The following is a 25371-nucleotide window of genomic DNA, read 5'->3' as shown; positions in this document are numbered from 1 at the left end:
CATCGAAGGTGCAAACGCTTCTTCCTATACCACCACGCAGGATGACATCGGCTGCCTCATCATGGTCGAAGCTCAAGGTGATGATACCGACTTCTACGGCTTGGTTCGCATCATGACGGTCGAGCCGGTTCAGTGACCCTTCAGATACTCACACACCTTCCCTATCGCCACCTTCTCTTCTCGGATGCAGTTCGGCTCCAGAATGCTTGGGTTTTGAACCGAGGATTCTGTAAGCTTTCTCTTCGCACCGACAAAGTTGCCTACCGACACCCGTCTCATAATTCCCCGAACATCCAAGTCGGTTTGATGACTGCAGGTAGGATGCTCGCACAACTGGCAGCGCCTTGCTTCTTGCATTATTGCACGCTGTTCAGGCTCAACTGAAGCATACAACTGCTCACAGGTGAAGGGAGCTTGTATCAGATGGACGTACTCTTTCCTTGAACTGTCATAAACAAACGGTTTAAGACCGCGTTTGGAGAGTACTGCATTCGCTGCAGCGATCCCGCTGGTGGTGACGGTGGGCGTTCCAGTGCCCATTATCGTTGACTCGCCGCAGCAGAACAGGGTATCCCAATCTGTTCTGATGTGCTGACGCTTGAACATGTGGTTGCCCAGCTTTTGCTTGGGTCCTGCCACCGCTCCTCCGTTCTTCAGCGTAAATCGCTGGATGGTTCTCGGACTTGCAAGCTCTGCATGCCTGAGGTGCTCCCTGATCGAGGGAAACCGTTTTTCAAGCACTGCAAGCAGCCGCTCAATTTCTTGCTTTTTCCTTTGCTGGTATGCCTTCTGGTCAAGCGCATCCCATGACCCGAACGAAGGTCCGATGGCAAGGATGATATGCTCATCATCTGCGCAGATGGTCCTGTCATCGACGCTGGGGATGTAGGCTGTAACCTCTTGTTCATCCAAGGCATCGGGTCGGCCGACCAGCATCTCAACTGCCAGCGTCAGCTCATCAACAACATCTTTATCGACCAGTGTATACAAAACTACACTTGGATAGGTCGGTTCCTGCTTCTGCGCCCAGCTTCGCTGCTGTTCGGTGGTTTCATTGTGCGGCAACAACTTCCCATAGAGGTTCCAGACAGTACCGCTGTAGATGATTTGGTCTGCAGTATGCACCGTTCCATCATCAAGCAGCACCCCGCCGGGTTTTCCTTGGTTGAAGAGTATCGAGACAACCTCACGCTCCGCCATCATTGTCGAGCCGTTTTGCTCGATTACTTTCTCCAATGCTCCCGTCAAGGAGAGTGTTGATCCCGCAGGATAGTAGCTGCCCCCGACATGGTTGTCGACAAACATCACCGATGCAAGAATTGCCGGACTTTCCTCTACTGTCACATAGCAGTAAGTGGAGGTAAGCTTGTCAAAGAAGTTGAAAATCGCCTTATCGGTAAAATACTTGGAAAGCAGCGTCTTTGCACTGATATTCAAATAAGAGAGAAACCTGATATAGGAAAGAGGATGGTGCAGCAGGGATTTGAGAGCTGCCTTCTTGTCAACTTCGTCAGGGGTGGTGTAGGAGGGATTCTCCACTATGACATGCTGATACATGGTTTGCATGTCCCCATAAAAACGCACAAGGCTCTCCCGTTGGCCGGGAAACAGGGTGGAGACTTCGTCGATAAATCGGGGAATATCGGGGAAAAATCTCACTTTTCTGCCATCGTAATGGACGCAATACAGCAATTCATGCTGGATCATGGTGATGCTCTCCTCAAGACAATTGAAGAGGAACCGATGGGCATTGAAGCCCTTCTCCCCCCAGCCGAAGAGCATGGACGAGCCTTGGTCAAAGATTGCATCCCCGCGCTTGAAGGCGCCGCAACTTCCGCCCGGACAATATGCTTTATCGATAGTGGCGACGTTCAAACCACGTTTTGCCAATAAAGAGGCCGCACTCAGTCCGCTCAGCCCTGCTCCGATCACAAGTACATCAAAATGCATCACACCCCCCTCCTTGATCAATACGACTCATTCGCCAATACAGCAGCACAAAAATCTTTCAATCGCCTTGCATCCTGCTCCAAGGTATCCTTTGATGGATTCACAAAGGAAATCTCACCCCGCACATGGCCATCGGTCTTGATTTTCTTCATGGTGGAAAAGCACTTGGAAACATCTCCACCACTGCAATCGGCGATGAGATACAGATCCTTTTGCGTAAACGAGGCTTGTTTCAGATATGAATACATCGGAGCGCTCACGCCTCCAGCCCAAACCGGGGTGGCAAGCAACACGACATCATACTTGCTCAAGTCAGGAAGTGGTTCCTTGAATGCAAGCCGCCGATGAAAAACTGCATCCCTGCCGGCAACGAAATACTTTGCAAAGCCCTTGGTGGGATAGTGGTTGCGGGGTTGCAATGCATACACATCGCAATGCAACAGTTGCTCCAATTGTTCGGCTATAAACCGGGTATGTCCCTCAAGTGAATAGTACATAAGAATGCGCTCCATACAACACCTCCAGTCATGTGTTTGAGTGTATCACGCCCGCTTCAAGCCATCCATCAGGGTATGCCGGACTTGCAACAATACAGTGAAGCGGATATAACGGGTGCATGCAAACCATGATCCCCCATCTCATAGACTCCCATTTTCACCTTCGTTCCATGCAGAGAAAAGGCATAGATGTCGAATCGATTCTTGCTTCCATGCAAGAGCTTTCCATGGAAGGTATTGAGATAGGGCTGGACTGCGGCGACCTGGCCGAAAGAACAGCCATGCTCGAGCCCTACCCCTTCATAAAGCTCAGTGCAGGAATCGGGCCGTGGGGGGCGCAAGACTCACTTGATGAGCAGCTTGCGGTATTGGAGAACCAGCTTTTGAAGAATGAGGTGGTGGCGATAGGGGAAATCGGGCTGGACAACTATCACAAGTATGGCACGGTTGAGAACCAGCAGTACCTGCTTGCTCGACAAATCGAACTTGCCAACAGGCTCGGCAAACCCGTAATTTTTCACAATCGGGAAGCCGATTCCCAATTCATCTCGCTTCTTGGGCGTACCACCTTTGCAAAGCGGGGCATCTTTCACTGCTATCAAGGAGGTGGAGAACTTGCCCGTCTGGCAATCGAGCAGGGGTTTTATCTCTCTTTTGCCGGACCTTTGACGTACAAGGCGAACAAGGGCATGCAGGACCTGTTTGCAAGCCTACCGATCGAGCACATCCTTTTGGAGACGGACAGCCCCTATCTCAGCCCCAATCCGGTGCGGGGGAAGGCCAATACACCGCTCTTTATGCACTATATCTATGCATGCGCGGCGCAGTTGAGGAGTATTTCACTTGAAGCAATGGTTTTGCAGGTCAGAGCCAACTTCCATGCATTTCTCGACCAGTGAACAACCGTTTCACGGCAATGATGTCGGTTCTTTCGGATTCAAGCAATTGCTTGAAGGTCCGGCTTAGGTCCTCTGCAACCACCCCATACAGGTTTGAGGGAGGTATCACACTCCTATAGGAAGCTTCGACCGTCCAAAGAAGCGTGTCTTTTCCCAATAATGGCAACGCCCACGCTCCAAGCCTCGGTGCATAGAGGTGTATGATGGGGTTGGCTTGCAGCATCTGCTCTATCCGCCGGGCAAATTGCACGTCGTTCTCTGATTCTTGTTTCGTCACTATCAAGTCTGTTGGAAATTCCTTGGGCAAGTATTGCGCATCGGAGCTGCGGATATAGAGGACTTCACTCTTCCTGCCGTCGACGGCTTCCTGCCAAATACGCTCATCCGCCTGCGTGAGTATCATACAGTCGAACAAAGGCGCTTTTTGGCTTGCCTGACCCATGCCGACAAAGACGGCCTCTTCACCCACCCTCTCCAAACCGTGCAGTGCCTGGGTTATGGGCGGAGAGCATACCACATACCCTTTCTTTCCCTCCAACACCATGGCCAGTGTTTGATAGTCAACATCCGCTTTCACAGTGAGCGTGCGAAGTCGGTACCCTTTTGCAAGCATGCAGAGAGAGAGGCCGGGCTGTTGAAAGGAATACACATTCGCCCTGTACGTTGCATCAGTGAGAAACCAGAGTGCGGGAAGCTGCAAAACAACCACAAGAGGTGTTGCACAAAGCAACATGGCTAGAAGGAAAGGCAACAGAACAAAGGGTTTCATTCCCTTGAATGTAGCAGTCCGGTCTTCTGCAGTCAAGAAACAGATGTATACAGGTTGACCAGTTCCCACAGTTTGGATACATTTGTACTGAATTGAACTTTCCATCGAACAAGGAGCAACCTATGATATCCTATAAGGAACTCGGTCTGGTGAATACCAGAGACATGTTTGCAAAAGCAGTCAAGGGCGGTTATGCCATTCCTGCCTATAATTTCAACAATATGGAACAGCTGCAGGCTATCATCCAGGCATGCGTCGCCACCAAGAGTCCCGTTATTCTTCAGGTCTCGAAGGGAGCACGCGACTACGCCAACATCAATCTGCTGAGAAACATGGCCCGTGGTGCCGGTGAGTATGCCAAGGAACTCGGATACGAAATTCCCATCGTCCTGCACCTCGACCACGGTGACAGCTTTGAAACCTGCAAAGAGTGCATTGACAACGGATTCAGCTCCGTCATGATTGATGGATCCCACTTTCCCTATGAGGAGAACGTTGCACTGACCAAGAGAGTCGTTGAATATGCCCATGCCCACGATGTCACCGTTGAAGGGGAACTCGGCGTTTTGGCCGGCATCGAGGATGAAGTCAGCAGTGCCATGAGCCACTACACCAAGCCTGAGGAAGTCGTCGACTTCGTCTCCCGCACCGGTGTTGACTCGCTGGCCATCTCCATTGGAACCAGCCATGGCGCGAACAAGTTCGTACCTTCGCAGTGCACCCGCAATGCAGAAGGCATTCTCATTCCGCCTCCGCTTCGCTTCGACATTCTTGAGGAAATCGAGAAACGTCTGCCCGGCTTCCCCATCGTGTTGCACGGCTCTTCCTCCGTCCCTGTAGAATATGTGAATATGATTTTGCAGTACGGCGGCAAGCTCAAGGACAGCGTAGGCATTCCCGAGGAACAGCTTCGCAGGGCAGCCAAGAGTGCCGTATGCAAGATCAACATCGACAGCGACGGCAGACTTGCCATGACTGCAATCATCCGCAAGGTGCTTGCAGAGAAACCCGGTGAATTCGATCCCCGCAAGTACCTCGGACCGGCCCGTGACGAGCTGAAGAAGATGTACATGCACAAGAACATCAACGTCCTAGGGTCTGCCAATCAGGCGTAATCGACCGTTGTAGCGCAAAGGCCGTTGGAAGTAGTTTCCACGGCCTTTTTTCATTGGTACAAGGGCAGGTACTTTGACACGCCCTTAATGCATGTGTTATATTGTGTACCGTCGGCCTTTTAGGCCGGGAAAAGCTCACACACAGTGGTTTTCACCGAAAACACAAGGAGATCGATTGGCTACGAAGGATTTGAGGATCAATAGACAGATCCGTGCAAGAGAAGTGTTCGTCATTGATGCAGATGGAAATCAGAAAGGCATCATGAGCGTGTATGACGCCGTCATGCTTGCAGAGAGTGTAGGATTGGATTTGGTGGAAGTATCCCCCAACGCAAACCCTCCCGTTTGCAAGATTCTCGACTTCGGAAAATACCGGTATGAGCAGGAAAAGCGGCTCAGGGATGCCAAGAAGAACCAGAGTGTCATCAAAATGAAGGAAATCCGGATGCAGCCCAAGATCGAGAAGCATGATCTTGAGACAAAGTCCAAATTCATCGGTGAATTCCTCGCTGAAGGAAACAAGGTCAAGGTAAGCATCCGCTTCCGTGGCCGCGAGCTGGCCCACACAGAACTCGGCAAGGTGGTTTTGGACAAGATACTTGCCCAGCTCACTGAAAATGGTGTAGGCTTCAATCTTGACCGAGACGCCTTGATGGAAGGCAAGATGATGAGTATGATCATCAGTCCTGCCAAAACGGGTCCTGTCTCCGCCAAGAAAGACAATTAGCAACAGTATCCCGCATGGGATGTTGAATATGCTGCTCCAAGGGGATCTTGTTCCTTGTGAGCGCAAGTAGGAAGGTGCACTACAATGCCCAAGATGAAAACAAGAAGGTCCGCTGCAAAGCGGTTCCGCGTCACTGGAACCGGCAAGGTCCGCTATAAGAAGCAGGGTCTTCGCCACATTCTCACCAAGAAGAGCAGCAAGCGCAAGGGAAACCTCCGTGCTTCTGGAATCCTCGAAGATATGGAAGCAAAGAGAGCCAAATCCATGCTTCCGTACGCATAAGGGGGGTGGGCGATGCCAAGAGCAGTTGACGGAACGAAACGTAAGGACAGAAGGAAGAAGATTCTTGAACTGGCAAAAGGCTATTATGGCCGCAGAAGCACGAACAACCGCGTTGCAAAAGATGCAGTTGCCAAGGCTGGCCAGTACGCATATCGCGGTCGTAAAGAGCGTAAACGGGATTTCCGCAGGCTCTGGATTGCAAGAATCAGCGCAGCTGTGCAGGCAGAGGGTCTCAACTACTCTCAGTTCATGCATGGCATGAAGCTTGCCAACATCGAGATCAACAGAAAGGCCCTCTCCAATATGGCTATTGAAGACCAGGCTACTTTCTCCGCTCTCGTTGCTCAGGTAAAGGATACCTTGGGCAAATAAGCCAAGGTAACTCGTCTAGACGTTTGAAGGAGGAACCATGTCAGTTGTTGATACCGTAAAAATGCTCGAACTGCGAACCAAGAAGGCAGCAGGATTGATCGCAATGCTCCGCAAGGAGAAAGCCGAACTTCAAGAAAAGTTTGATTTGGTACATGCACACAACGCTGAACTTGAGGAGTATGTTGAAAGTTTCACTTCCAGCAACAAGCTTCTCGAAGAAAGCATTGCCAATGCCATGGAAAATCTTTCCGCTATCGAAGGGCTGGATGACGTCCAACTTTTCGATGACGCAGCACTTGATCTGGAAGCCGCCGAGGGATTCTCCAGTGGAAATGCTTTCTCTGATGAGGAAGTCGACCTGGATGCACTCTTGGAGGATTCTCCCACTCTTTGAGCTGAAGCAATCAGTCTGGACACTGTCCGTGAACGGGGCCGCAAGGTCCCGTTTTCTTNNTTTCCCGAACCCCCTTTCCCAAAGCTCTTTCTTATTGTACGATAGAAGTACGGCAGTCAACTGCCTCGATATTTGACAAGTTTCCTGCGGTGTGCGCCTGGAGCCACAGTCTCTTGGCTCAACTTACACAAATGGGTAGCGGTATAGCTGATTTGCATTGATCCAACTCCTTCGGGGTTAAATGGAACAGAATTTTCAGCGCAACTAGTTTCCCCCTTGAACCACAGGTTCAAGAGCATTCTCCGGGTACGGCACCGCAGGTTTTATCTTGCATACAGGAACCATTCATCCATGCCAGAAACACACAATGCCTTGAAGAACATTCTCTTCATCAAACTTCCTGCTTCCATGGAGCGGGATATCAACAATTTTCATGTCGACAGTTCGATTGAAATCCCGGTGCAACGCCCTGAGGGAAGCCGTGATTTCGATCCGGCAAAGGATATCAGTGTTGAGCTGATCGTCGCAGGCATGCTCAAGATCCTTGCCTATCAGAACGACCATGTACACGCACCGTATTACCGTGAATTTGTGCTTGCTCTGCAGCCTGATGCCGTCCAAGAACTCAATATTGCAGCTATTGCCCAAGAGCAGAAACAGAACTTTCCATTTGCAGAAGAGTTGTTTCTTACTGTGTGCCATCTTGCACCGCAAAGCGCGACATACATAAACCTGGCAACCCTGTACAGCCGCAAGGCAGCCGAGGATACTGCGAAAGGAGTTCAGTACGACCTCTATCAGCAAAAGGCCCTGGAAACCCTCAAGGAAGGGCTGGATGTGGTCGGCGAGGACGCCCCTCTGCTCAGTGAATTAGGTTTTTTCCATCTGTATCAAGGAAATGTAGAGATTGCCAAGGAGTATCTCGACCGATATCTGGCCATTGCCGACGAGGATGGGAAAAAGGCCCATGTACAAAAGATCGTGGACGACATCGACGCCAAACTCAACGATGACCAGACGTTGATGCGCTCCTACGATGCCATCCAGATGAACAAGGAACCAGAGGCTGTCGCCCTTCTGGACTCCTTCCTTGCAGACAATCCAAAGGTTTGGAACGCTTGGTTCCTCAAGGGCTGGGCGCTCAGGAGAATGGGCAACTACCGAAAGGCAGAAGAGGCCCTGCTCGCCGCTCTTGCAAACAGCAAGGGGACAAGCGACATCTATAACGAATTGGCCATCTGCAGCTTGGAGACCGGAAAACCCGAGCTAGCAAAAGACTATCTCAATACTGCAGTGGATTTGGACAGCCAGAACATCACCCTCATATCGAATTTGGCATACCTCTATTTGAAAGACCGGATGTGGGATGAAGCCCGTGAATATCTGGAAATCGCCCGTGCCATCGATCCCAACGACCCCTTGATCATCCAGTTGATGAAGGATTACGAGCAAGCCAGCGGTGATACGCTCGCCTCCCCCATTGTTCAGGAATTTGTCGATACCGAGGATGTAGTACGGCAGACCAAGCAAGAAAAGCCCTTCTTCATCCAAGGCAAAGAAGAAACCGACGACCTGGAGACGGTGTATGACATCGAGGACTCACTCTGATGACATACATCAGCCATAGTGAAGAGGAGACGCTATCGTTCGGGTATCGCTTGGGCAAGCAGTGCAAGAGCGGAACGGTGATATCGCTTCGGGGGAGCCTGGGAGCGGGAAAAACCGTTCTTGCCAAAGGCCTTGCACGGGCCTTGGGCATCACCGAACCGATTGTAAGTCCCACCTTCACCCTGATTCAGCAGTACGAAGGAACGTTGCCGCTCTATCATATGGATTTGTATCGGATAGATTCGGCCGAAGAGTTCGAAATGATCGGCGGTGAAGAACTGCTGTACAGCAACGGGGTCGCGATAGTTGAATGGAGTGAAAAGATTGCCGAGATGCTTCCCGATACGACACTTTTTGTCGATATTGATATTATGCCCAATGAAGACCGAGTGATCACCCTGCAAGGGGCCGACATATGAACATCCTTTCCTGCGACACCTCAACCGAGGTCATGCACGTGTGCTTTGCACGCTTTGAAGAGGGCAAAAAGCCTTTCTTTGAAGCAAGAGTGGTGACAAGTGCAAACCAACACTCGGAGATGCTGGTTCCGTCCATGCTCGAGGTGTGTCAACGCAACTCTTTCAAGCTGAAGGAGCTCGACCTGCTGGTGTGCACCAGTGGTCCCGGTTCATTCACCGGTTTGAGAATCGCCATGAGCACCCTGAAAGGCATCAGTCTTGCCACCGGCATCCCCATGGTTACGATTCCGACCTTGGAAGCGTACCAAGCCTGCAACAGCTCGTATCCCCATACAAGCCTTGCGGTCATCGATGCAAAGAAAAAGCGATTCTACACGGCCTTGTTCCAAGCCGGCGAAAGGCTGACGCCTGATCTCGACCTTGATCCCTTGCAGATAGAACGCCTGCTTGCACCCTATCCCGACACCCTCCTGCTTGGTGGCGATGCCCCCTTGCTTGCATCCAAGCTCTCCAAACACTATGCCGTCGATGAGAGCTCCCAACTCAATCTTTCTCTGGTGCTCTGCACGCTGGGCAAGCGGAAATTTGAACAATGGGGAGCTGATGAGCCGGACACAGGCCCTGTTTATGTGAGAAAGAGCGATGCAGAAATCGCATTGCAAGAAACAATCAGTTCTCTGGAGGAAACACATGATTGAACAAGATATCCTGATCGTCGGATCAGGGGTTGCGGGCATGTCCGCAGCCCAATACGCAGCACGTGCTGGTCGTTCTGTAACAATGCTCGAGTCGATCGCCCCCGGTGGGCAGACCATGTACATCGACATGATTGAAAACTATCCAGGGTTCGATCAACCCATCAGTGGATATGAAATGGGAATGAAATTCCATGCCCAGGCTGAGGCCTTCGGGGCAAAACTTGTCTATGCAACTGTCACCAAGTTGTCCAAGGAAGGAGACACCTTCCTTGCAGAAACCGCCGACGGGGAAACCTATCAGGCAAAGGCTGTTATTTTTGCAACGGGAGCGAAGCACCGCCACCTTGGAGTCGAGGGCGAGGAGAAGTACAACGGCAAGGGAGTCAGTTACTGCGGCACCTGTGACGGACCCTTCTTCAAGGGCAAGAAAATCCTAGTCGTCGGAGGCGGTGATACCGCTCTTACCGATGCTCTCTACCTCTCAAAGCTCAGCGAGCACATTACCATCGTGCATCGAAAGGAACGCTTCAGAGCCCAGGACAATCTGGTGGCACAGGTTTCCAGGAACAAGAACATCGAACTGGTCATGCAGCATACCGTCAGCCTCATCAAGGGTGACGGCAACAAGGTTACCTCGGTCGTCCTCAAGGATCTTGCCAACGATGTTGAGTACGAGCGGGAGTTTGATGCAGTATTCATCTTCGTCGGCATGCTTCCCCAGACCGAGATGCTGGACAAGAGTGTCCTCGATGAAAGCGGGTATGTCATCACCAACGAGAGGATGGAAACGAAGCTGGCCGGCCTGTACGCTGCCGGAGATGTACGCACTACAGTGTTCAGACAGTTGGTGACAGCTGCCAGCGATGGTGCCATCGCCGCTCATTGTGCAAGCGAATACATCGATGAACTTGAAGGAAGAGCATACCGCTAAATAGCGGGCTACCTCTCATATATCACACAAATCTCCTTGACGATGGCTGGTCGTTAGTGTTCTAATTGAGCCATGAACATATGCATGGTTTCCAGTGAATCTGTACCCTTTTCCAAATCAGGAGGGCTTGCAGACGTGGTTGGTGCACTCTCGGCCGCCCTCGCTTCCTTAGGCGAGGATGTCAGGGTTGTGCTCCCGCTCTATGGAAGTGTGGATGCATCAACCTTTGATGAGGTACCGATCGCCGGCTCGATTTCATTGCTCGGTTGTGAAGAACAGGTCGGTTTCTGCCAAACCATCCTCAACGGGGTTACGTACTATTTTCTGCGTCATCCTTACTTTACCGGACGAAAAGGGATTTATGGGGATACGTCGTTTACTCCCTATGCCGATAATCTCAGACGCTATACCCTTTTGAACAAGGCGGCACTTTTCTTGTGCAAGGAGCTTGCTTGGAAGGTGGACATCATGCACTGTCATGACTGGACCTGCGGGTTCCTTCCGTATCTTCTCAAAACCGGCAAGGACCAGTTTTACCGCGGAACCAAAAGCATGATGACCATTCACAACCTCGCCTATCAAGGTGAGTTCTCTCGTCTCGAACTGCTTGGATGCGACATAGCTCCCGACAAAGCCATGTTCAGCGGCCATGCTACGAATAAGCGGACCAACATGTTGAAGACCGGCTTGGTGTTCGCCGACAAACTCACCACCGTAAGTCCGACCTATGCAAAGGAAATCCAGAGCAAGGAATATGGTTGCAATTTGGAAGCATTGCTCGCTGAGCGGTCCCAGGATTTGACGGGCATCATCAACGGCATCGATTACGAAGAGTGGAACCCGCAAACCGACCGTTTCATCAATCACCACTTCAGCGCAAGCCACCAAGAGGGAAAGGCCCTGACCAAGGCTCAAGTGCAAGCCGAGTTCGGCCTTGAAGTGAATGATGGTGTACCGCTCTTTTGTATGATCAGCCGCTTGGCTGAGCAGAAGGGCTTTGTCGAATTGCTTGAGGGGTCTCCCTGTGTGCTGGAGCAGATGCTTCATGCACACACGATGCAGATGATCATCGTGGGAACCGGCGACCATACCCTGGAGAAGAAACTTGTTGAAATCGGGCAGAGATACTCCAATCTCTCCGTCAACATCCTGTTCAGCAATAGGGCGGCTCATCTGCTCGAAGCCGGGTCTGACTTTTTCCTCATGCCCAGCCGGTATGAGCCATGCGGTCTCAATCAGCTTTACAGCCTCCGTTACGGAACACTGCCTGTCGCCCGAAGAACCGGAGGATTGGCTGACAGCATCCTCGACTTGGATGAGAACCCAGAGACCGGAACAGGAATCCTCTTTGACTCCATGACAGGCCGTGGTATACTTGAAGCGGTGGAACGAGCACTTCAATGGTGGAACAAAGGAAAGAAAACCATGCAATCTGTCAGGATTCGATGTATGCATTGGGACAGTACCTGGGAACGGTCTGCCCGATTGTATCGTTCAATATATGAATCCAGCATAAGGGGGAACTAAGAATGCGCACGAAAGAAAAATCAATCGCTATAGTACTAGGCGGTGGCAAGGGTACTCGATTGTATCCGCTTACCATGGACCGCGCCAAACCTGCCGTACCTTTCGCTGGAAAGTATCGATTGGTGGATATTCCCATCTCGAACTGCATCAACAGCGGTATCAGGCAGATTTATATCCTGACGCAGTTCAACTCCGCTTCACTGCACAACCATATTTCCAACACCTACATCTTCGACACGTTCAGCAATGGATTTGTTGAGATTCTGGCTGCCGAGCAGACCAACCAAACCGACACCTGGTATCAGGGAACTGCTGATGCGGTTCGAAAGAATATGAGGCACTTCCATGACCAGAATGCAGACTACTACATCATCCTCAGCGGTGATCAGCTCTATCGCATGGACCTCAAGGAAATGCTGGACAGGCATATCAGCAGCGGAGCTGAATTGACCATCGCCGCCAAGCCGATCAGCCGTGAACAGGCTACGGGACTCGGCATCATCGGCTGCGACAATGATGGCATGATCACAAAATTCTATGAAAAGCCGGCTATCGACCTGGATATCAGCGAGTACAAGGTTGCAGACTCTTTCATGCATGCTTCGCTCGGAAAGCATGTCGATGCAAGCAATGAATACCTTGCGAGCATGGGTATCTACATCTTCAATGCGAAGTCGTTGGAAGAGGTACTGAACAACGACAAAACTGATTTCGGCAAGGAGATCATCCCCGATGTAATCAAGCATCGAAAAGTGGCCACCTTTCTCTTTGACGGTTTCTGGGAGGACATCGGAACCATCAAGGCCTTCTACGAGACAAACCTTGACTTGGCCTCCATCAACCCTCAATTCAACTTCTACAACGAGATGATGCCGATTTACACCCACCGCCGCCACCTGCCGGCAACCAAGGTGAACTTCTGCAACATTTCCAGCTCGCTGACCAGTGAAGGCTCGATCATCACCAATGCATACATCGTCAACTCCATCATCGGCGTCCGTACCATCATTGAATCAGGAGCCTCCCTGGACGGTGTATACTGCATGGGTGCGTCCTACTATGAGACCGAAGCCGAGAAAGCTGCCAATGCCAAGAAGGGAATACCCAACATCGGCATCGGAAGAGGCACCATCATCCGCAAGGCGATCATCGACCAGAATGCACGCATCGGTGATGGATGCAGAATCGGCATAGACGATATTCCTCGACAAGAAGGAGATTTCGCCATGTACTCCATCCATGACGGCATCATTGTCATCAACAAGAATGCAGTTATCAAGAATGGGACTGTAATGTAGATGCAATACGTTCCAGACAGCGGAAGAACTCAATTCTTCCGCTGTTTTTTTATGTTTTATCTGGAAATAATCCGATATACAGGATATAATTACTGAAAGGAGAATAGAATGCAAACCAACCAAATCAAAGAAGAGATACTTCACGGGAAGACTGTTTTGGGAATCGAGCTCGGTTCCACCCGGATCAAGGCGGTCTTGATCAATTCCGAGAACCAGCCGATAGCACAGGGAGCCCATGATTGGGAAAATACCTTGCTTGATGGAGTGTGGACGTATGCACTCGATGATGTTTGGAAGGGAATACAATCCTGTTTTGCATCCTTGCAAGCCAACATTCAGCACACCTACGCGCTTAAGCTTCGCCGCACCAAGGCGCTAGGGGTCAGTGCCATGATGCATGGCTATCTGCCATTCGATTCCGAGGGCAGGCAGCTTGCTGCCTTCAGGACCTGGAGAAATACCATGACAAGCCAGGCTGCTGAAGAGCTGGGCACACTCTTTGATTATCCCGTTCCTGAACGATGGTCCATCTCCCACCTCTATCAGGCCATCCTGAACAAGGAAGAGCATGTCAAGGATCTTGGCTTCCTTACCACTTTGGCAGGCTATGTACATTGGCAATTGACCGGAAATAAGGTATTGGGCATCGGCGATGCCTCGGGCATGTTTCCCGTAGACACAAAAACCGGTCGCTACGACACACGCATGCTCAAAGCCTTTGCTGATTTGACCCGGGCCTACAAATTCCCATGGCAGCTGGAGACAGTTCTCCCGTCCATCCTTACAGCCGGCGACCATGCAGGAAATCTCACAGAAACAGGAGCACTTCTGATCGATCCCAGTGGAACGCTTGAGGCAGGGATTCCGCTTTGCCCCCCTGAAGGTGATGCAGGAACCGGCATGGTTGCCACCAACAGCATCGCCAAGCGTACCGGCAATGTTTCAGCGGGTACCTCGGTTTTCGCCATGATCGTCCTGGAAAAGGAACTTTCCAAGAGCTACAACAAGTTCATCGATCTGGTCACCACCCCCGACGGTTCGCTTGTGGCGATGAGCCACGGGAACAACTGCACCGGTGAGTATGACAACTGGATGAGATTGTTCTCGGAAGTGCTCACCACAGCGGGCTTCTCACTCAGCAAGGGAGAGCTCTACGACAAGCTGCTCTACAAGGCTTTGGAAGGAGACAAGGATTGCGGTGGTCTGCTGCCGTACAACTATCTTTCCGGAGAGACCATGACCGATATGAATGAAGGTCGTCCCCTCTTCGTGCGGGAGACGACAAACACCTTCAATCTCGCCAATTTCATGCGTTCTCAACTTTTCACCGCCCTTGGGGTGCTGCGAATCGGCATGGACATCCTGTTTGAGCAGGAGAAGGTGGCCATCGACTCCATCACCGGACATGGAGGATTCTTCAAGACTGCCGAGGTCGGCCAGAGCATGATGGCAAGCGCCCTCCACACCCCCATCTCGGTGCTCAAGACAGCAGGAGAAGGAGGAGCCTGGGGGATTGCACTGCTTGCTTCGTACATGGTGCACAAGCAAAACAGAAGTCTTGCTGAATTCCTTGCAAAAGAAGCATTTGCTACTGCTGAAATCTCCACTGTCGAGGCAAGCAGGGAGGATATTGAAGGCTTCAATATTTTCCTGGAACGCTACAAGCGGGGACTTGCTGTTGAGAAGGCCGCAGTACAGAATCTGAAGTAAGTGCCGTTCCCTAAAAAAGGAGGTTCAATGAACCTCCTTTTTCCTGTGCGCCTTCTCACTCGATCATTGCAGCTTCCAAGCCAAATCTGATAAGAAGAGCTGCTGCTTCAGTGATGAGACGGTGGTCTGGTTGTTGATGTGCACAAACTCGATCCCCATGATCTCGCACCAATCCTCCAACATCTCTGCAGTTGCGTCGTAGCTGAGCACGGCATGGTGGGCCCCGCCGGCAAGCATCCAAAGATGGCTTGCCTGGTTCAAGTCCGGTTGGGGTTTCCACATGACCCTTGCAACCGGAAGGTTGGGCATGCGATAGATTGGTTTGACCACCTCTATTTCATTGACGATCAGGCGGACGCGGCCGCCCATGTCCACCAATGAAGCAAGGATGGCATTGCCGGGATGTCCTTCAAACACCAACCGTGCAGGGGGCTCCTTCCCCCCGATTCCCAATTCGTGCACTTCGATGCGGGCCTTGTCGGTCGTGATCGAAGGACAAATCTCAAGCATGTGGGCTCCAAGGGAAAGTTCATTGCCTTTCTCAAGATGATAGGTATAGTCCTCCATGAAGGTGGTGCCGCCACCCAGACCTTCGGTCATCCGCTTGATCAGGCTGGTCATGGCCGAGACCTTCCAGTCTCCTTCCCCACCGTAGCCATATCCTTCAGCCATCAGGTTCTGGCTTGCAAGACCGGGAAGCTGGCGCATCTGTTGCAGGTCCTCAAAGGTATTGGTATAGGCATAGGCACCTTCGCGCTGGAGGAATTTTCGCATCGCCACTTCCTCCCGTGCCTGATACCGCACAGTCTCCAAGTCCTTGGTGGCAAACTCATAGCGGCTGCGATACACTTCCATCTGCTCATCAACTTCGGCCTCGCTGACCTGTTCGAGCTCCCTGACCAAATCGCCGACACCCCAGGAATTTACCTGCCAGCCGAGCTGCATCTCCACCCCGACCTTGTCTCCCTCGGTTACTGCGACATTGCGCATATTGTCACCGAAACGGACCACCTTGAGCTTTCGGCTTTCAACAGCACCGACAGCGGAGCGCATCCAAGAACCCAGCTTGGCCAAAACAGGTTCGTCCTCCCAGAATCCGGTGATGATTTTGCGTTTTGTATGCATCCTGGCAGCAATGAAAGCATGCTCACGATCACCGTGGGCGGATTGGTTCAGGTTCATGAAATCCATATCGATCTCGGTATCGACAATGGTACGGTTGAACTGGGTATGGAGGTGACAATACGGTTTCTGCAGCAAATCAAGGCCGCGGATCCACATTTTTGAGGGAGAGAACGTATGCATCCAGGTAATCAAGCCGGCGCATGTGTCATCATAGTTGGCATCCTTAACACACTGCTCGATTTCCTCAGAAGTTTTTACCGTTGCCTTGTATACCAGCTTGCAGGGAAGCAATCCACTTGCGTTCATGCGCTGGACCATCAGTTTGGCATGGTCTGCCACCTGATCGAGAGTTTCCTTTCCATAGAGAAATTGCGATCCTACCACAAACCAAAAATCGTACGCTGCCAACGGCTGTCTTTGCATGATATCCTCCACCATCGATGAGGGTAAACCTCTTGAAAATTGACTGCGTTTACGTTAACGCAACCATACTAATATCTTCACTCGTACTGGACTTTCTGTCAAGAGTTGAATAAAAATATTGCTATGCATTGCGTCAAGCCATGTTTTCATCGCATAGACAAAAATACTTTCTATGGTATACTTGCGTTATCGATAAACAAACACATTCGGGCAACCGGAAAGGATAAAACAAACGAATGACAATATCGGAGATTGCAAAGCTGGCGCATGTTTCAATCGGGACAGTAGACCGGGTGCTGCACAAGCGGGGCCGGGTTGCGCCCGAAACGGTGAAGAAAGTCATGAGTATTGTGCAAGACTATGGTTACCAGCCGAATACCTACGCACGCAATCTCAAGCTGAGCAAGGATTTTACCATCGGGGTGCTCCTTCCCCTGCTCCACTCCGAATTCGGATATTGGAGTCTCATCTATGAAGGAATTCTGAAAGCAGCCAAGGAGTTGCACACCCTGGCTGTACGCATCGACATGATGGAGTTCGACCGCATGGTCCCCGGTTCCCTGCTTGAAAAGGGGAAGGCTCTGCTCACACACAAGGTCGACGCTCTCTTGCTTGCCCCTGTCGTTCCTGCCGATGCGCAAAAGCTACTCAGTGCAAAGGACATCCCTTTCTATGCGTTCATCGACTCTCCTCTACCCAATACAAACCCGGTCTCCTGTGTTGTGCAGAATCCCTTCCGGGGAGGTTTTCTCGCAGGAAGGATGATGCATCTGCTCACACAGAAAAGCGGTACGCTGCTGACCATTCAGACCCACCGCGCTGCATACAACTCAATCGAGCGCGCACGTGGCTTTACTGAATACTTTGCAAACAAACCAGAGTTCCCTGTTTTTGAGATGGAGGCTCCCCTGACACAGAACATGGACAAGGAGCTTGATGCATTCTATCGGAAACACGGTGATGTGTGCGGCATATTCGTGGTCAATGACGCCATTCATAGGATAGCACAAAGCGTCCTGCTTCTGGGTCGCAAGAGCCAGACAACCATGATCGGGTATGACTTGATCGAACACAACCGCAGGGCGATGATTGCAGGGTCGGTCGACTGCCTGATCAGTCAGAGGCCGGAGTTTCAAGGGTACACGGCAATCTATCAGTTGTATCGAAAGGGACTGCTTGATCAGGATCCGGAAGAGACCATCTGTGTTCCCATCGATATCATCCTGCCCGAGAATCTCATCGACGAGAAAGGCTGGTGTCCGACCCTGTAACCCCAACAGCAAGTGCCGTCGGTCAACGCTTCATCCCGCCAAGTTCTTGAAGTTTTCTGACGATTTGCTGATCGCTGGGTGCAAACTCATACTTGCCCAGTTCCTCAAGTGTCACCCAGCGATACTCGGTGTGTACCTTGAAAGGCAGGTTTTCAACAGCATCGGCATACACACGATACGCCTTCAGGTGATACAACGTCTCCTTGTTGGTGAAGTCGTGGCTGTGGACCAGCTGACCAACTTCCACTTCAAGGCCAAGCTCTTCAGCAAACTCACGCTTGAGTGTCTCTTGTTCGCTTTCCCCATAGCGATTCTTTCCTCCGGGAAATTCCCAAAGTCCTCCGATGGAGCCTGTATCCTCGCGTTTGGCGATGAAATAGGCATCGTTTCGCATCAGTATTCCTGCGGTGGTAATTCGTTCCTGCATCTCTGTCTCCTACAGCAAAACCAATTGGGGTGCAATGAAGTGGATGATTGCAACAGCCATGGTTAAAAAGCCGACATTGCGCTTGTTTCGTTCCATATAGAGCCCTGTTGCATCCAGTACCGTCTGCTGCTCTTCCTGCTTCACCCCGATGCCCCGCAGCGCTTGATAGAGATACCAGAGCGTGAGAGAGAACACATTGAGCATCGGAACCAGGTCACCAAGCAGCATCGGACCTGGATCCATCGGGAACAGGGCTGATGCAATCGTCAGCAGAAGCCCGCTGAGAACAAGTATCCTTCGTACCACCCTGTGGGTGCGGAAGGCGTATCGCAAGGAGAGCAAAAGAGGAAATGACAGACCATACGAGTCCGAAAGCAGGAAAGCCGAGCCCAGCAAGAGATAGGCGATGGAAAGCAGATACAGCTGAATCAAAGCTCGGCCTCCTGGACTGCCCTGCCAAGGAAGGCAAGCAATGTTTCACTATCGTAGTATCCATACGCACGCTTTGCAAGACGGCCCGTCTGCTGGTGAATCAACGCTCCCTCCAAAGCTGCAAGCCACCCATCCTGATATTTTGCAAAAAGCGAGGCAATGATTCCCGACAGGACATCACCGCTGCCGGCAACGCCGAGCGATGGATTGTTGCCCTCGATGACCACCACGTTTCCTGCTTCATCGACAATATGCACCAAGGAGCTCTTCACAACGAGCGTCGCCTTGAGTTCGGCAGCTGCCTTCTGAATGGATGCAAAGAAAGCGTTAGGGGTCTTTCTGTCGTAGTCATCGCCAAAAAGGCTTGCGAGCAAGCAAGCGAGCTCTCCGAGATGAGGGGTGAGAACAAGCGGTCCGTGTTCCGGCCTCCGTCCGCGGGCGAGCAAGGAAGCGTAGGCCCGAATCCCATCAGCATCGAGGACCATGCTCTGTCCGGTTGCAAAGAGCTTTTCGAGCAGCGGTTCCCTCCCTGACCCCCACCCCGGCCCCACCAGCAAAGCCCCATACGGGGGAATCGGCTGTCCTTCATAGACTTTTACCATCACCGAAGGGGCTTCAGAGGCGGCCAGGGTATAGACTTGCGCGTCGCAATACAGGCTTACCAGCCCGGCACGGGCTGCAAAACACGCCTTGGCCGAAAGTCTTGCCGCTCCGCTATAGGCAACGCTTCCGCCGAATATTGCAACATGGGAACGGCTGTTCTTGTACTCATCGATTGCGAGCTTGGGCAGATGTGCCTTCCTCTCACAGAGCAGTGCCGCACTTGGCACCTGCTGAAGCAAAAACGGGGGGAAGGATGGATTGACGCAGAACAAGCTCCCGCATCGAGAGCGGGTGGAAGGATGAAACATGCTGCGCTTGAGCAACCCCATCGTAACAGTCATGTCGGCTTGGATGCAAATCGCATCAGAAGGGACCTCATCGCCCAGGCCCGAGGGAACGTCGACAGCCAGAATTCGTGCTTTGCTCTGATTGGCAGCATCAACCAAGGAAGCGGCAATGCCGTTGAGGGGACCCTTCAAGCCAGTGCCCATCAAGCCGTCGACAATCCAGTCGGCGTGCTGCAACTCAGAAAATAGGCGGGTGAATTCAGTATTTTCGGCCTGCAAAGAGACAAGAGCGTATGCTTGGGCAACAAGACGGTGCCGTGCACAGGACTCGGAAATCCGCGTACCCGTATATATTAGAACCTGGTTGGCAAACCCATCCTGCAATGCATACCGGCTGACAACCAATGCATCTCCGCCATTATTGCCGCCGCCGCACAAGAATACCAGACGGTCATCCTTGGAAAGACTGGGTTTCCATAGTTGATAGATCTGCAGACCTGCGCTCTCCATGAGACAGAGAGGTGGGAGATGAGCCACATCTTGGGCATTCTCATCCAGTGTTGCAATATCGGAGGCAAGTGCAAGAGGTTTCATATCCATACTGTACATGAGGGGCAAGATGCGGTCAACATTTCCTATCTTGACACGTTTGGGGCATCCCGTTAGGCTGGACATGTCCTGGGGTGGCGTAACAGCCTGAGATTACACCCGTTAACCTGATCTGGATAATACCAGCGGAGGGAGACAGTCACTTCTCAATCACACCTATCCCCATGGCAGACTATTCAATATGGAGGTGCTTATGAACAAGCATCGGTACGTATGTGTTTTGGTTGCCATCCTTACACTCTCGTTCTCAGTATTTGCACAACCGGCCAAGGAATCGAAAGAGCTGGTTGTGTATGCCTATGATGCGTTCTGCGGAGACTGGGGCCCCGGTCCTGCAATCGTCGAGGAGTTTGAGAAGCAGTACGGCGTCAAGGTAAACCTGGTAAGTGCGGGAGACGCTGTGGAAATGATGACCAAAGTCATCAGCGAAGCGGGCAACCCTTGGGCCGACGTTGTAATCGGCATAACCGACGACATGGCCCAGAAGATGTATGATGCAAACCTGCTTCAGCGATATGAGAGTCCGGTCCTCTCGGACATCCCCTCATTTCTGCACTTCGATCCCTTGTATCGGCTCCTGCCGTTCGATTACGGCAATTTTGCCTTCGTCGTCGATACCGAACGGATGAAGGCACAGGACATCCCGACCTCTCTTGCTTCGCTGGTCGATCCCAAGTACAAGAACAAGGTGATTCTCATCGACCCCCGAACCTCGTCGGTCGGGCTTGGCTTGCTGCTGTGGACCATCGAGGTATTTGGAGAGGACGGATATCTGTCATGGTGGGAGGCTATGAAGGAGAATGCCCTGACCATCACCGACGGTTGGTCCAGTGCATACGGGCTCTTCACTGAGGGAGAGGCTCCATTGGTGCTCAGCTACTCCACCAGCCCGGTCTACCATGTAACGTACGAAGAAACCACACGGTATCAGACGGCAATCTTTTGTGAGGGTCATAGTACCACCATCGAAGGTGTAGGGATCCTGGCATCGAGCAACCAGAAGGCGAATGCACAAAAGTTTGTTGATTATCTGCTTACCGAAGCTCAGCTTACCATAGCCTTGGCCAACTCCATGTATCCGGTAAACAGCAAGACCGAGCTTCCCGCTGCCTTCGACTATGCTCCAAAACCCAAAAAGAGCCTCTCGATGGAGACTGAAATACTTGCAAAAAACCTCGATAGATGGCTTACTGAATGGACACAGGTAATGAGTAGATGAGAGATGACAAGAATATGCAGTACAAGCGATTCTATCGCGTGATGCCGTTGCCCTCGACAATGGTTTTGCTGCTGTTGTTCTTCGTCCCCCTCTTTTTCACCCTCTCTTCGGCATTCGTCACCGAGCAAGGATTCACATTCTCGCGTATTGCAGGGGTCTTTACCGACCCCTATACGCAGAGAATCATGCTGTTCACCTTGTTGCAGGCAACCTTGTCGACACTTGCATCCCTGCTCGTCGCCCTCCCAGGAGCCTATTTGATCGCCACCTACTCCTTCAGGGGTAAACGTCTCATCCTTGCACTCAGCGCCATTCCGTTCGTGATCCCATCCATCTTGGTGGTGCTTGGATTTGTCATTTTCTTTGGCAACAATGGGTTTCTCAATCGAATCCTGATGACACTCTTCAAACTTGAAGAGCCTCCGCTTTCGATTCTCTACTCATTTCCCGCCATTATCCTTGCCCATACGTTCTACAACTTTCCCATCATCATGAGCTTGGTCTCCTCGTACTGGGAGCATATGGATGGCAACTGCGAAACGGCATCCTATACCCTGGGCGCCACCAAGGCCAAGACGTTCTTTTCCATCACCCTGCCTCGTCTGCTTCCCGCCATCATCAGTGCAGCTTCCTTGGTATTTCTTTTTTGTTTCAACAGTTTTGCAATCATCCTGGTCCTCGGAGGCGGTCCCCGGTATACCACCATGGAGGTGGAAATCTACCGGCAGGCCCGTATGCTGGGACAAACCGGCTCTGCAGCTGCCTTGTCGCTCTTCTCCATTCTTGTCACCAGCATCCTCCTCTTATGGTACAACAGGACGCAAAAGAGGCTTGCACTCAGTGAGACGTATAGAAACAGCAATCGCTTGATCGAGAAGAAACCGGCAACGCTGCCAGGAAAACTGCTTGCATTATTCTATACTATCGTTTCTTCCCTGTTCATCCTCGGGCCCATTGCATCGGTGGTTGTCCGTTCATTCATGGCTTCATCCTCCCGCTCGGGTGCCGAGGCATTCAGCCTGAAATGGTATCGGCAGCTGCTTTCACTCGAGCGCGCGACAGGACATATGAATTCTGCTCTCCAAGCGTTATCAAACAGCTTGGTCATTGCCGCCCTGGTAGCCCTTTGTACCGTTCCGCTTGCCCTCACACTCTGTGTCGCCATCCGAAAAAAGGAGAAGGGATCGCTGTTGGAGCTCTTGGGCATGATGCCGATGACCGTCAGCTCGGTGATCATTGGCCTGGGGTATTACCTGATCAGTGCAAGAGTCCGCGGCGGATTATTGACTAGTTATAGTTTGGTGGTCCTTGCACACATGGTTATAGCCATACCCTTTGTACTCAGAACCATTCTTCCAGAGTATCGAAAGATTCCCAATTCCTACATTCATAGCTCATTGACGTTGGGTGCCGGACCCTTGAGGACATTCCTGCAAATCGAGCTGCCCCTGCTCAGGGGTGCCATGCTCACTGGAGCCATTTTTGCCTTTGCCTTGAGCATGGGTGAGTTCAATGCAACGTTGACCTTGGCCAACAGTTCAATCGTGACGCTTCCCATCGTCATGTATCGTCTCATTGGGTCCTACAACTTCCAAGGGGCTTGCGCCTTGGGAACCATTTTAATCGCCGTCTGTACTCTTGTGTTCATCGTCAGTGAATTGGCAAAAGGAGGCAAATATGACCGATGACGGTCTTTCCTGTTCCCTCAAAGCTTCCTATCAGGATTTCAACCTGGATGTCTCTTTCTCCGTCAAAATCGGAGAGTTGGCGTGCATCATCGGTCCGTCGGGGTGTGGAAAGTCCACCACATTGCAGTTGATAGCAGGCTTGCTACCGTTGAACGAAGGGAAACTGGTTCTCAATGGCAGGGATATCTCACATACCAGCGTACATGAACGGCAGATAGCCATGGTATTCCAAGACTATGCCTTGTTTCCCCATATGAGCGTGGAGCAGAATATCGCCTATCCGCTGAAAATCAGAAAGGTCGGTCGGGAAAAACGCAAGGAGAGAATTGCCCGGTTGCTCTCCATGGTCGCCTTGGAAGGGTATCAGAAGCGCAAGAGCCAGCAGCTCAGCGGCGGTGAGCGCCAACGTGTTGCCTTGGCCAGGGCTCTTGCTTCAGATCCCAAACTGCTGCTGTTGGATGAACCTCTTTCGGCATTGGATGCAAAACTGAGAAAACACCTACGGGAAGAAATCCGGAGGATCCATGACGAGACAGGAATCACCACTCTGTATGTCACCCATGACCAAGAAGAAGCACTATCGCTTGCCGACCGCATTATTGTCATGCATGAGGGAAGGGTTATGCAGGAAGGGACAGGTGAACAGATTTACAACGAACCGGCGAATCTTTTTGTTGCGACGTTCATGGGTGAGGGGAACGCCCTCCCTTACAGCATTATTCCCAAAACGCTGGTGAATCCCGGGGGAACCGAACCCTTTGTCTTCAAGCCCAAGGAGGGCAAGCACACCATCTTCTTCCGCCCCGAAGAGGTCTTGGTCCAAGACAACAAGAACCTGCCTCTTGCAGAGTACTTGGTACATCTCCAGTTCAAACAGGCTGAAGTGTTGAGCTGTGAGTTCCAAGGAGATCACTACCGACTTGTCTGCAGTTGGGAAGGATATCCCATCATCAGTCACTGTTCTCATCGACCTCAGTCAAGAAATGTTACCTTGGGAGTAAGAGTCAAGCATATTCGTGAGTATGTTGATGGACAATCGGTAACAAAGCCGTTGCTTCCCCCGGTCGGGGAATAGAAACAAAGTTATTTTTTTGTATACTGGGCATATGAGAAGACGCTACCTTTTGATTCTCCTCCTTGTTGCAGCAGTCTTCCCCTTGTCAGCTCAGACCACAGGGTACTATCATTCGGCCACCGCCACAGCTTTTGAGTATCTGGGAATCTCCCATTTTGCGGATGAGATCCCAGCCCGTTCCTCTTTTGCCGGTAGTACCTCACTTGGCTTATTCGGGTACCAGGGAAACCGATGGGACGGTTCGTTGGAGCTACAAATTCAATCGGTGAGCCGCTCGCTTCCCTACGGGCTCTACCGCAGCAGAGGGTTTACTTCCATTGGATTCGGCCTAAGGTCCAGTTGCATGCTAAACGATTCTTTCTCCCTGTATGGCCAGCTGGGCACAGAGGTAAACTTCTACAGCCAGATCAAAGAGGCATTTGCATCCTTCTCACTCCAGGTAGGAGGACAGTTGCTCATTCTGGAAAACCCCACCTATCAACTCTTTCTAGCTTTCCCGCTCTCCATTCACCTGAGAAAGGAGATTACCGCCATCCAAGTGGGAGTAGGATTGCGATACCACCTGTTCCCGTATCATCAAGGGGGAAGCCAATGAGAAGAATCATCCCCCTCCTATTCAGCATAGTACTCATTCTCAGTTCCTGTGAGCTGTTCTATGATGAGCCGGTGGCGGGGGATGTGTATGCTATTTTGGTGGGATTGGATTATCAGAACAATACAAGCCAAGATAATCTCCAAGGGACGCTCAATGATGCCGATGAACTCCATATCGTGCTTGATAGCCTGGCAGAACAAACGGATTCCGACTATTTTGGGTACAGGTTCAGACAAGAAGGGTTATCGTATACATCAGAAGTAAATTATCTCATTGGAACAACAACAGTGAATGCATATCCCTCAATTACAAATATCGAAAAAGCTATAGAGGCTTTAGCATATGTAACAGACGAAAACGATCTCATTCTTTTTGCCTATTCGGGACATGGCGGAGAGGACGGAAGTATAGCACTGGCAAA

General features: G+C 51.4%; 26 protein-coding genes and 1 riboswitch. Of the genes, 19 read left to right on the top strand and 7 right to left on the bottom strand.

The features are described 5' to 3' along the window. Nucleotides 1–129: 129 nt before the first annotated feature. Together B3F49_RS07640 and B3F49_RS07635 are read right to left on the bottom strand one after the other, a co-directional pair. Nucleotides 130–1950 (bottom strand): FAD-dependent oxidoreductase, encoded by a 1821-nt coding sequence (locus B3F49_RS07640; RefSeq protein ID WP_293910179.1) that lies wholly within the window; start codon nucleotides 1948–1950, stop codon nucleotides 130–132. Between the two features lie 17 nt (nucleotides 1951–1967). Beyond that, nucleotides 1968–2462 (bottom strand): flavodoxin family protein, encoded by a 495-nt coding sequence (locus B3F49_RS07635; protein WP_293894444.1) that lies wholly within the window; start codon nucleotides 2460–2462, stop codon nucleotides 1968–1970. A 104-nt stretch (nucleotides 2463–2566) separates the two neighbouring features. On the opposite strand from B3F49_RS07635, the gene B3F49_RS07630 reads away from it, so the two are divergent. Next, complete coding sequence (locus tag B3F49_RS07630) at nucleotides 2567–3346, top strand: TatD family hydrolase (RefSeq protein WP_293910177.1); 780 nt, start codon at nucleotides 2567–2569, stop codon at nucleotides 3344–3346. Here the strand turns inward: B3F49_RS07630 and B3F49_RS07625 are convergent. Next, on the bottom strand, nucleotides 3312–4115 hold the full coding sequence (locus B3F49_RS07625; RefSeq protein ID WP_293910175.1) for a hypothetical protein: 804 nt from the start codon (nucleotides 4113–4115) through the stop codon (nucleotides 3312–3314). The genes B3F49_RS07630 and B3F49_RS07625 overlap by 35 nt on opposite strands. Nucleotides 4116–4237: 122 nt before the next feature. On the opposite strand from B3F49_RS07625, the gene B3F49_RS07620 reads away from it, so the two are divergent. The 12 genes from B3F49_RS07620 to B3F49_RS07565 all read left to right on the top strand — a co-directional run bounded on the left by B3F49_RS07620 (nucleotide 4238) and on the right by B3F49_RS07565 (nucleotide 15196). Then, nucleotides 4238–5230: a class II fructose-bisphosphate aldolase gene (locus B3F49_RS07620; protein ID WP_293910173.1), complete on the top strand. Its 993-nt coding sequence runs from the start codon at nucleotides 4238–4240 to the stop codon at nucleotides 5228–5230. 175 nt (nucleotides 5231–5405) lie between these two features. Next, nucleotides 5406–5957, top strand: a complete 552-nt coding sequence (gene infC / locus B3F49_RS07615; RefSeq protein WP_293894456.1) for a translation initiation factor IF-3 — start codon at nucleotides 5406–5408, stop codon at nucleotides 5955–5957. An 84-nt stretch (nucleotides 5958–6041) separates the two neighbouring features. Continuing rightward, nucleotides 6042–6239, top strand: coding sequence for a 50S ribosomal protein L35 (gene rpmI / locus B3F49_RS07610; protein ID WP_287993969.1), 198 nt, complete (start codon nucleotides 6042–6044; stop codon nucleotides 6237–6239). 12 nt (nucleotides 6240–6251) lie between these two features. After that, nucleotides 6252–6611, top strand: a complete 360-nt coding sequence (gene rplT, locus B3F49_RS07605) for a 50S ribosomal protein L20 (protein WP_293894462.1) — start codon at nucleotides 6252–6254, stop codon at nucleotides 6609–6611. 37 nt (nucleotides 6612–6648) lie between these two features. Continuing rightward, complete coding sequence (locus B3F49_RS07600) at nucleotides 6649–7005, top strand: hypothetical protein (RefSeq protein ID WP_293894465.1); 357 nt, start codon at nucleotides 6649–6651, stop codon at nucleotides 7003–7005. Between the two features lie 351 nt (nucleotides 7006–7356). Beyond that, nucleotides 7357–8613 carry a tetratricopeptide repeat protein gene (locus B3F49_RS07595; RefSeq protein ID WP_293894468.1) on the top strand — a complete coding sequence of 419 codons (1257 nt, stop codon included), beginning with the start codon at nucleotides 7357–7359 and terminating at the stop codon, nucleotides 8611–8613. Beyond that, the gene (tsaE, locus tag B3F49_RS07590; protein WP_293910171.1) at nucleotides 8613–9032 is read left to right on the top strand and encodes a tRNA (adenosine(37)-N6)-threonylcarbamoyltransferase complex ATPase subunit type 1 TsaE; all 420 of its coding nucleotides are present in this window, start codon (nucleotides 8613–8615) and stop codon (nucleotides 9030–9032) included. The genes B3F49_RS07595 and tsaE overlap by 1 nt, the downstream gene beginning before the upstream one ends. Then, nucleotides 9029–9730: a tRNA (adenosine(37)-N6)-threonylcarbamoyltransferase complex dimerization subunit type 1 TsaB gene (tsaB, locus tag B3F49_RS07585; protein WP_293910169.1), complete on the top strand. Its 702-nt coding sequence runs from the start codon at nucleotides 9029–9031 to the stop codon at nucleotides 9728–9730. The genes tsaE and tsaB overlap by 4 nt, the downstream gene beginning before the upstream one ends. Next, complete coding sequence (gene trxB / locus B3F49_RS07580; RefSeq protein ID WP_293894477.1) at nucleotides 9723–10661, top strand: thioredoxin-disulfide reductase; 939 nt, start codon at nucleotides 9723–9725, stop codon at nucleotides 10659–10661. Before tsaB ends, trxB begins: the two co-directional genes overlap by 8 nt. Nucleotides 10662–10733: 72 nt before the next feature. Continuing rightward, nucleotides 10734–12188, top strand: a complete 1455-nt coding sequence (locus B3F49_RS07575; RefSeq protein WP_293910167.1) for a glycogen synthase — start codon at nucleotides 10734–10736, stop codon at nucleotides 12186–12188. Nucleotides 12189–12190: 2 nt separating this feature from the next. Beyond that, nucleotides 12191–13486 (top strand): glucose-1-phosphate adenylyltransferase, encoded by a 1296-nt coding sequence (locus tag B3F49_RS07570; RefSeq protein ID WP_293894483.1) that lies wholly within the window; start codon nucleotides 12191–12193, stop codon nucleotides 13484–13486. A 108-nt stretch (nucleotides 13487–13594) separates the two neighbouring features. Further along, complete coding sequence (locus B3F49_RS07565; RefSeq protein ID WP_293910165.1) at nucleotides 13595–15196, top strand: xylulokinase; 1602 nt, start codon at nucleotides 13595–13597, stop codon at nucleotides 15194–15196. A gap of 63 nt (nucleotides 15197–15259) precedes the next feature. Here the strand turns inward: B3F49_RS07565 and araA are convergent, their stop codons facing one another. After that, nucleotides 15260–16744: an L-arabinose isomerase gene (gene araA, locus B3F49_RS07560; protein ID WP_293910163.1), complete on the bottom strand. Its 1485-nt coding sequence runs from the start codon at nucleotides 16742–16744 to the stop codon at nucleotides 15260–15262. A gap of 236 nt (nucleotides 16745–16980) precedes the next feature. Between araA and B3F49_RS07555 the strand changes: the two genes are divergently transcribed. After that, nucleotides 16981–18015, top strand: a complete 1035-nt coding sequence (locus tag B3F49_RS07555) for a LacI family DNA-binding transcriptional regulator (RefSeq protein ID WP_293894492.1) — start codon at nucleotides 16981–16983, stop codon at nucleotides 18013–18015. 22 nt (nucleotides 18016–18037) lie between these two features. Here B3F49_RS07555 and B3F49_RS07550 read toward each other — a convergent pair whose 3' ends face one another. Genes B3F49_RS07550 through B3F49_RS07540 form a run of 3 tightly spaced genes read right to left on the bottom strand, consistent with a single transcriptional unit; the run spans nucleotide 18038 to nucleotide 20358 of the window. Next, complete coding sequence (locus B3F49_RS07550) at nucleotides 18038–18442, bottom strand: (deoxy)nucleoside triphosphate pyrophosphohydrolase (RefSeq protein WP_293894495.1); 405 nt, start codon at nucleotides 18440–18442, stop codon at nucleotides 18038–18040. 9 nt (nucleotides 18443–18451) lie between these two features. Further along, on the bottom strand, nucleotides 18452–18874 hold the full coding sequence (locus B3F49_RS07545) for a hypothetical protein (protein ID WP_293910161.1): 423 nt from the start codon (nucleotides 18872–18874) through the stop codon (nucleotides 18452–18454). Then, nucleotides 18871–20358, bottom strand: a complete 1488-nt coding sequence (locus B3F49_RS07540) for an NAD(P)H-hydrate epimerase (RefSeq protein ID WP_293894501.1) — start codon at nucleotides 20356–20358, stop codon at nucleotides 18871–18873. Before B3F49_RS07540 ends, B3F49_RS07545 begins: the two co-directional genes overlap by 4 nt. A gap of 75 nt (nucleotides 20359–20433) precedes the next feature. After that, nucleotides 20434–20523: riboswitch (TPP riboswitch) on the top strand. 43 nt (nucleotides 20524–20566) lie between these two features. Between B3F49_RS07540 and B3F49_RS07535 the strand changes: the two genes are divergently transcribed. From B3F49_RS07535 to B3F49_RS07515, 5 genes are all read left to right on the top strand, one after another. Further along, a complete protein-coding gene (locus B3F49_RS07535; protein WP_293894504.1) occupies nucleotides 20567–21592 on the top strand; it encodes a thiamine ABC transporter substrate-binding protein in 1026 nt (341 codons plus the stop codon). Further along, nucleotides 21589–23280: an ABC transporter permease gene (locus B3F49_RS07530; protein WP_293894507.1), complete on the top strand. Its 1692-nt coding sequence runs from the start codon at nucleotides 21589–21591 to the stop codon at nucleotides 23278–23280. Before B3F49_RS07535 ends, B3F49_RS07530 begins: the two co-directional genes overlap by 4 nt. Then, a complete protein-coding gene (locus B3F49_RS07525; RefSeq protein ID WP_293894510.1) occupies nucleotides 23270–24355 on the top strand; it encodes an ABC transporter ATP-binding protein in 1086 nt (361 codons plus the stop codon). The genes B3F49_RS07530 and B3F49_RS07525 overlap by 11 nt, the downstream gene beginning before the upstream one ends. 31 nt (nucleotides 24356–24386) lie before the next feature. Next, nucleotides 24387–24950: a hypothetical protein gene (locus B3F49_RS07520; protein WP_293894513.1), complete on the top strand. Its 564-nt coding sequence runs from the start codon at nucleotides 24387–24389 to the stop codon at nucleotides 24948–24950. Beyond that, nucleotides 24947–25371, top strand: a 425-nt coding sequence (locus tag B3F49_RS07515; RefSeq protein WP_293910159.1) for a caspase family protein, incomplete at its 3' end; no start/stop codon positions are given. The genes B3F49_RS07520 and B3F49_RS07515, both read left to right, overlap by 4 nt.

Source organism: Sphaerochaeta sp. UBA5836, from assembly GCF_002432845.1.
Classification (GTDB): domain Bacteria; phylum Spirochaetota; class Spirochaetia; order Sphaerochaetales; family Sphaerochaetaceae; genus Sphaerochaeta.
The sequence above is the reverse complement of the archived record's forward strand: the minus strand, read 5'-3'. Positions and strand labels throughout refer to the sequence as shown.

Coding starts and splice junctions, on each gene's coding strand:
- trxB (WP_293894477.1), top strand. CDS start 9,723: ATGATTGAACAAGATATCCTGATCGTCGGATCAGGGGTTGCGGGCATG.
- B3F49_RS07620 (WP_293910173.1), top strand. CDS start 4,238: ATGATATCCTATAAGGAACTCGGTCTGGTGAATACCAGAGACATGTTT.
- B3F49_RS07530 (WP_293894507.1), top strand. CDS start 21,589: ATGAGAGATGACAAGAATATGCAGTACAAGCGATTCTATCGCGTGATG.
- tsaB (WP_293910169.1), top strand. CDS start 9,029: ATGAACATCCTTTCCTGCGACACCTCAACCGAGGTCATGCACGTGTGC.
- rplT (WP_293894462.1), top strand. CDS start 6,252: ATGCCAAGAGCAGTTGACGGAACGAAACGTAAGGACAGAAGGAAGAAG.
- B3F49_RS07570 (WP_293894483.1), top strand. CDS start 12,191: ATGCGCACGAAAGAAAAATCAATCGCTATAGTACTAGGCGGTGGCAAG.
- araA (WP_293910163.1), bottom strand. CDS start 16,744: ATGCAAAGACAGCCGTTGGCAGCGTACGATTTTTGGTTTGTGGTAGGA.
- B3F49_RS07635 (WP_293894444.1), bottom strand. CDS start 2,462: ATGGAGCGCATTCTTATGTACTATTCACTTGAGGGACATACCCGGTTT.
- B3F49_RS07535 (WP_293894504.1), top strand. CDS start 20,567: ATGAACAAGCATCGGTACGTATGTGTTTTGGTTGCCATCCTTACACTC.
- B3F49_RS07550 (WP_293894495.1), bottom strand. CDS start 18,442: ATGCAGGAACGAATTACCACCGCAGGAATACTGATGCGAAACGATGCC.
- B3F49_RS07595 (WP_293894468.1), top strand. CDS start 7,357: ATGCCAGAAACACACAATGCCTTGAAGAACATTCTCTTCATCAAACTT.
- B3F49_RS07555 (WP_293894492.1), top strand. CDS start 16,981: ATGACAATATCGGAGATTGCAAAGCTGGCGCATGTTTCAATCGGGACA.
- tsaE (WP_293910171.1), top strand. CDS start 8,613: ATGACATACATCAGCCATAGTGAAGAGGAGACGCTATCGTTCGGGTAT.
- B3F49_RS07525 (WP_293894510.1), top strand. CDS start 23,270: ATGACCGATGACGGTCTTTCCTGTTCCCTCAAAGCTTCCTATCAGGAT.
- B3F49_RS07640 (WP_293910179.1), bottom strand. CDS start 1,950: ATGCATTTTGATGTACTTGTGATCGGAGCAGGGCTGAGCGGACTGAGT.
- B3F49_RS07600 (WP_293894465.1), top strand. CDS start 6,649: ATGTCAGTTGTTGATACCGTAAAAATGCTCGAACTGCGAACCAAGAAG.
- rpmI (WP_287993969.1), top strand. CDS start 6,042: ATGCCCAAGATGAAAACAAGAAGGTCCGCTGCAAAGCGGTTCCGCGTC.
- B3F49_RS07540 (WP_293894501.1), bottom strand. CDS start 20,358: ATGAAACCTCTTGCACTTGCCTCCGATATTGCAACACTGGATGAGAAT.
- B3F49_RS07565 (WP_293910165.1), top strand. CDS start 13,595: ATGCAAACCAACCAAATCAAAGAAGAGATACTTCACGGGAAGACTGTT.
- B3F49_RS07520 (WP_293894513.1), top strand. CDS start 24,387: ATGAGAAGACGCTACCTTTTGATTCTCCTCCTTGTTGCAGCAGTCTTC.
- B3F49_RS07630 (WP_293910177.1), top strand. CDS start 2,567: ATGCAAACCATGATCCCCCATCTCATAGACTCCCATTTTCACCTTCGT.
- B3F49_RS07575 (WP_293910167.1), top strand. CDS start 10,734: ATGAACATATGCATGGTTTCCAGTGAATCTGTACCCTTTTCCAAATCA.
- B3F49_RS07625 (WP_293910175.1), bottom strand. CDS start 4,115: ATGAAACCCTTTGTTCTGTTGCCTTTCCTTCTAGCCATGTTGCTTTGT.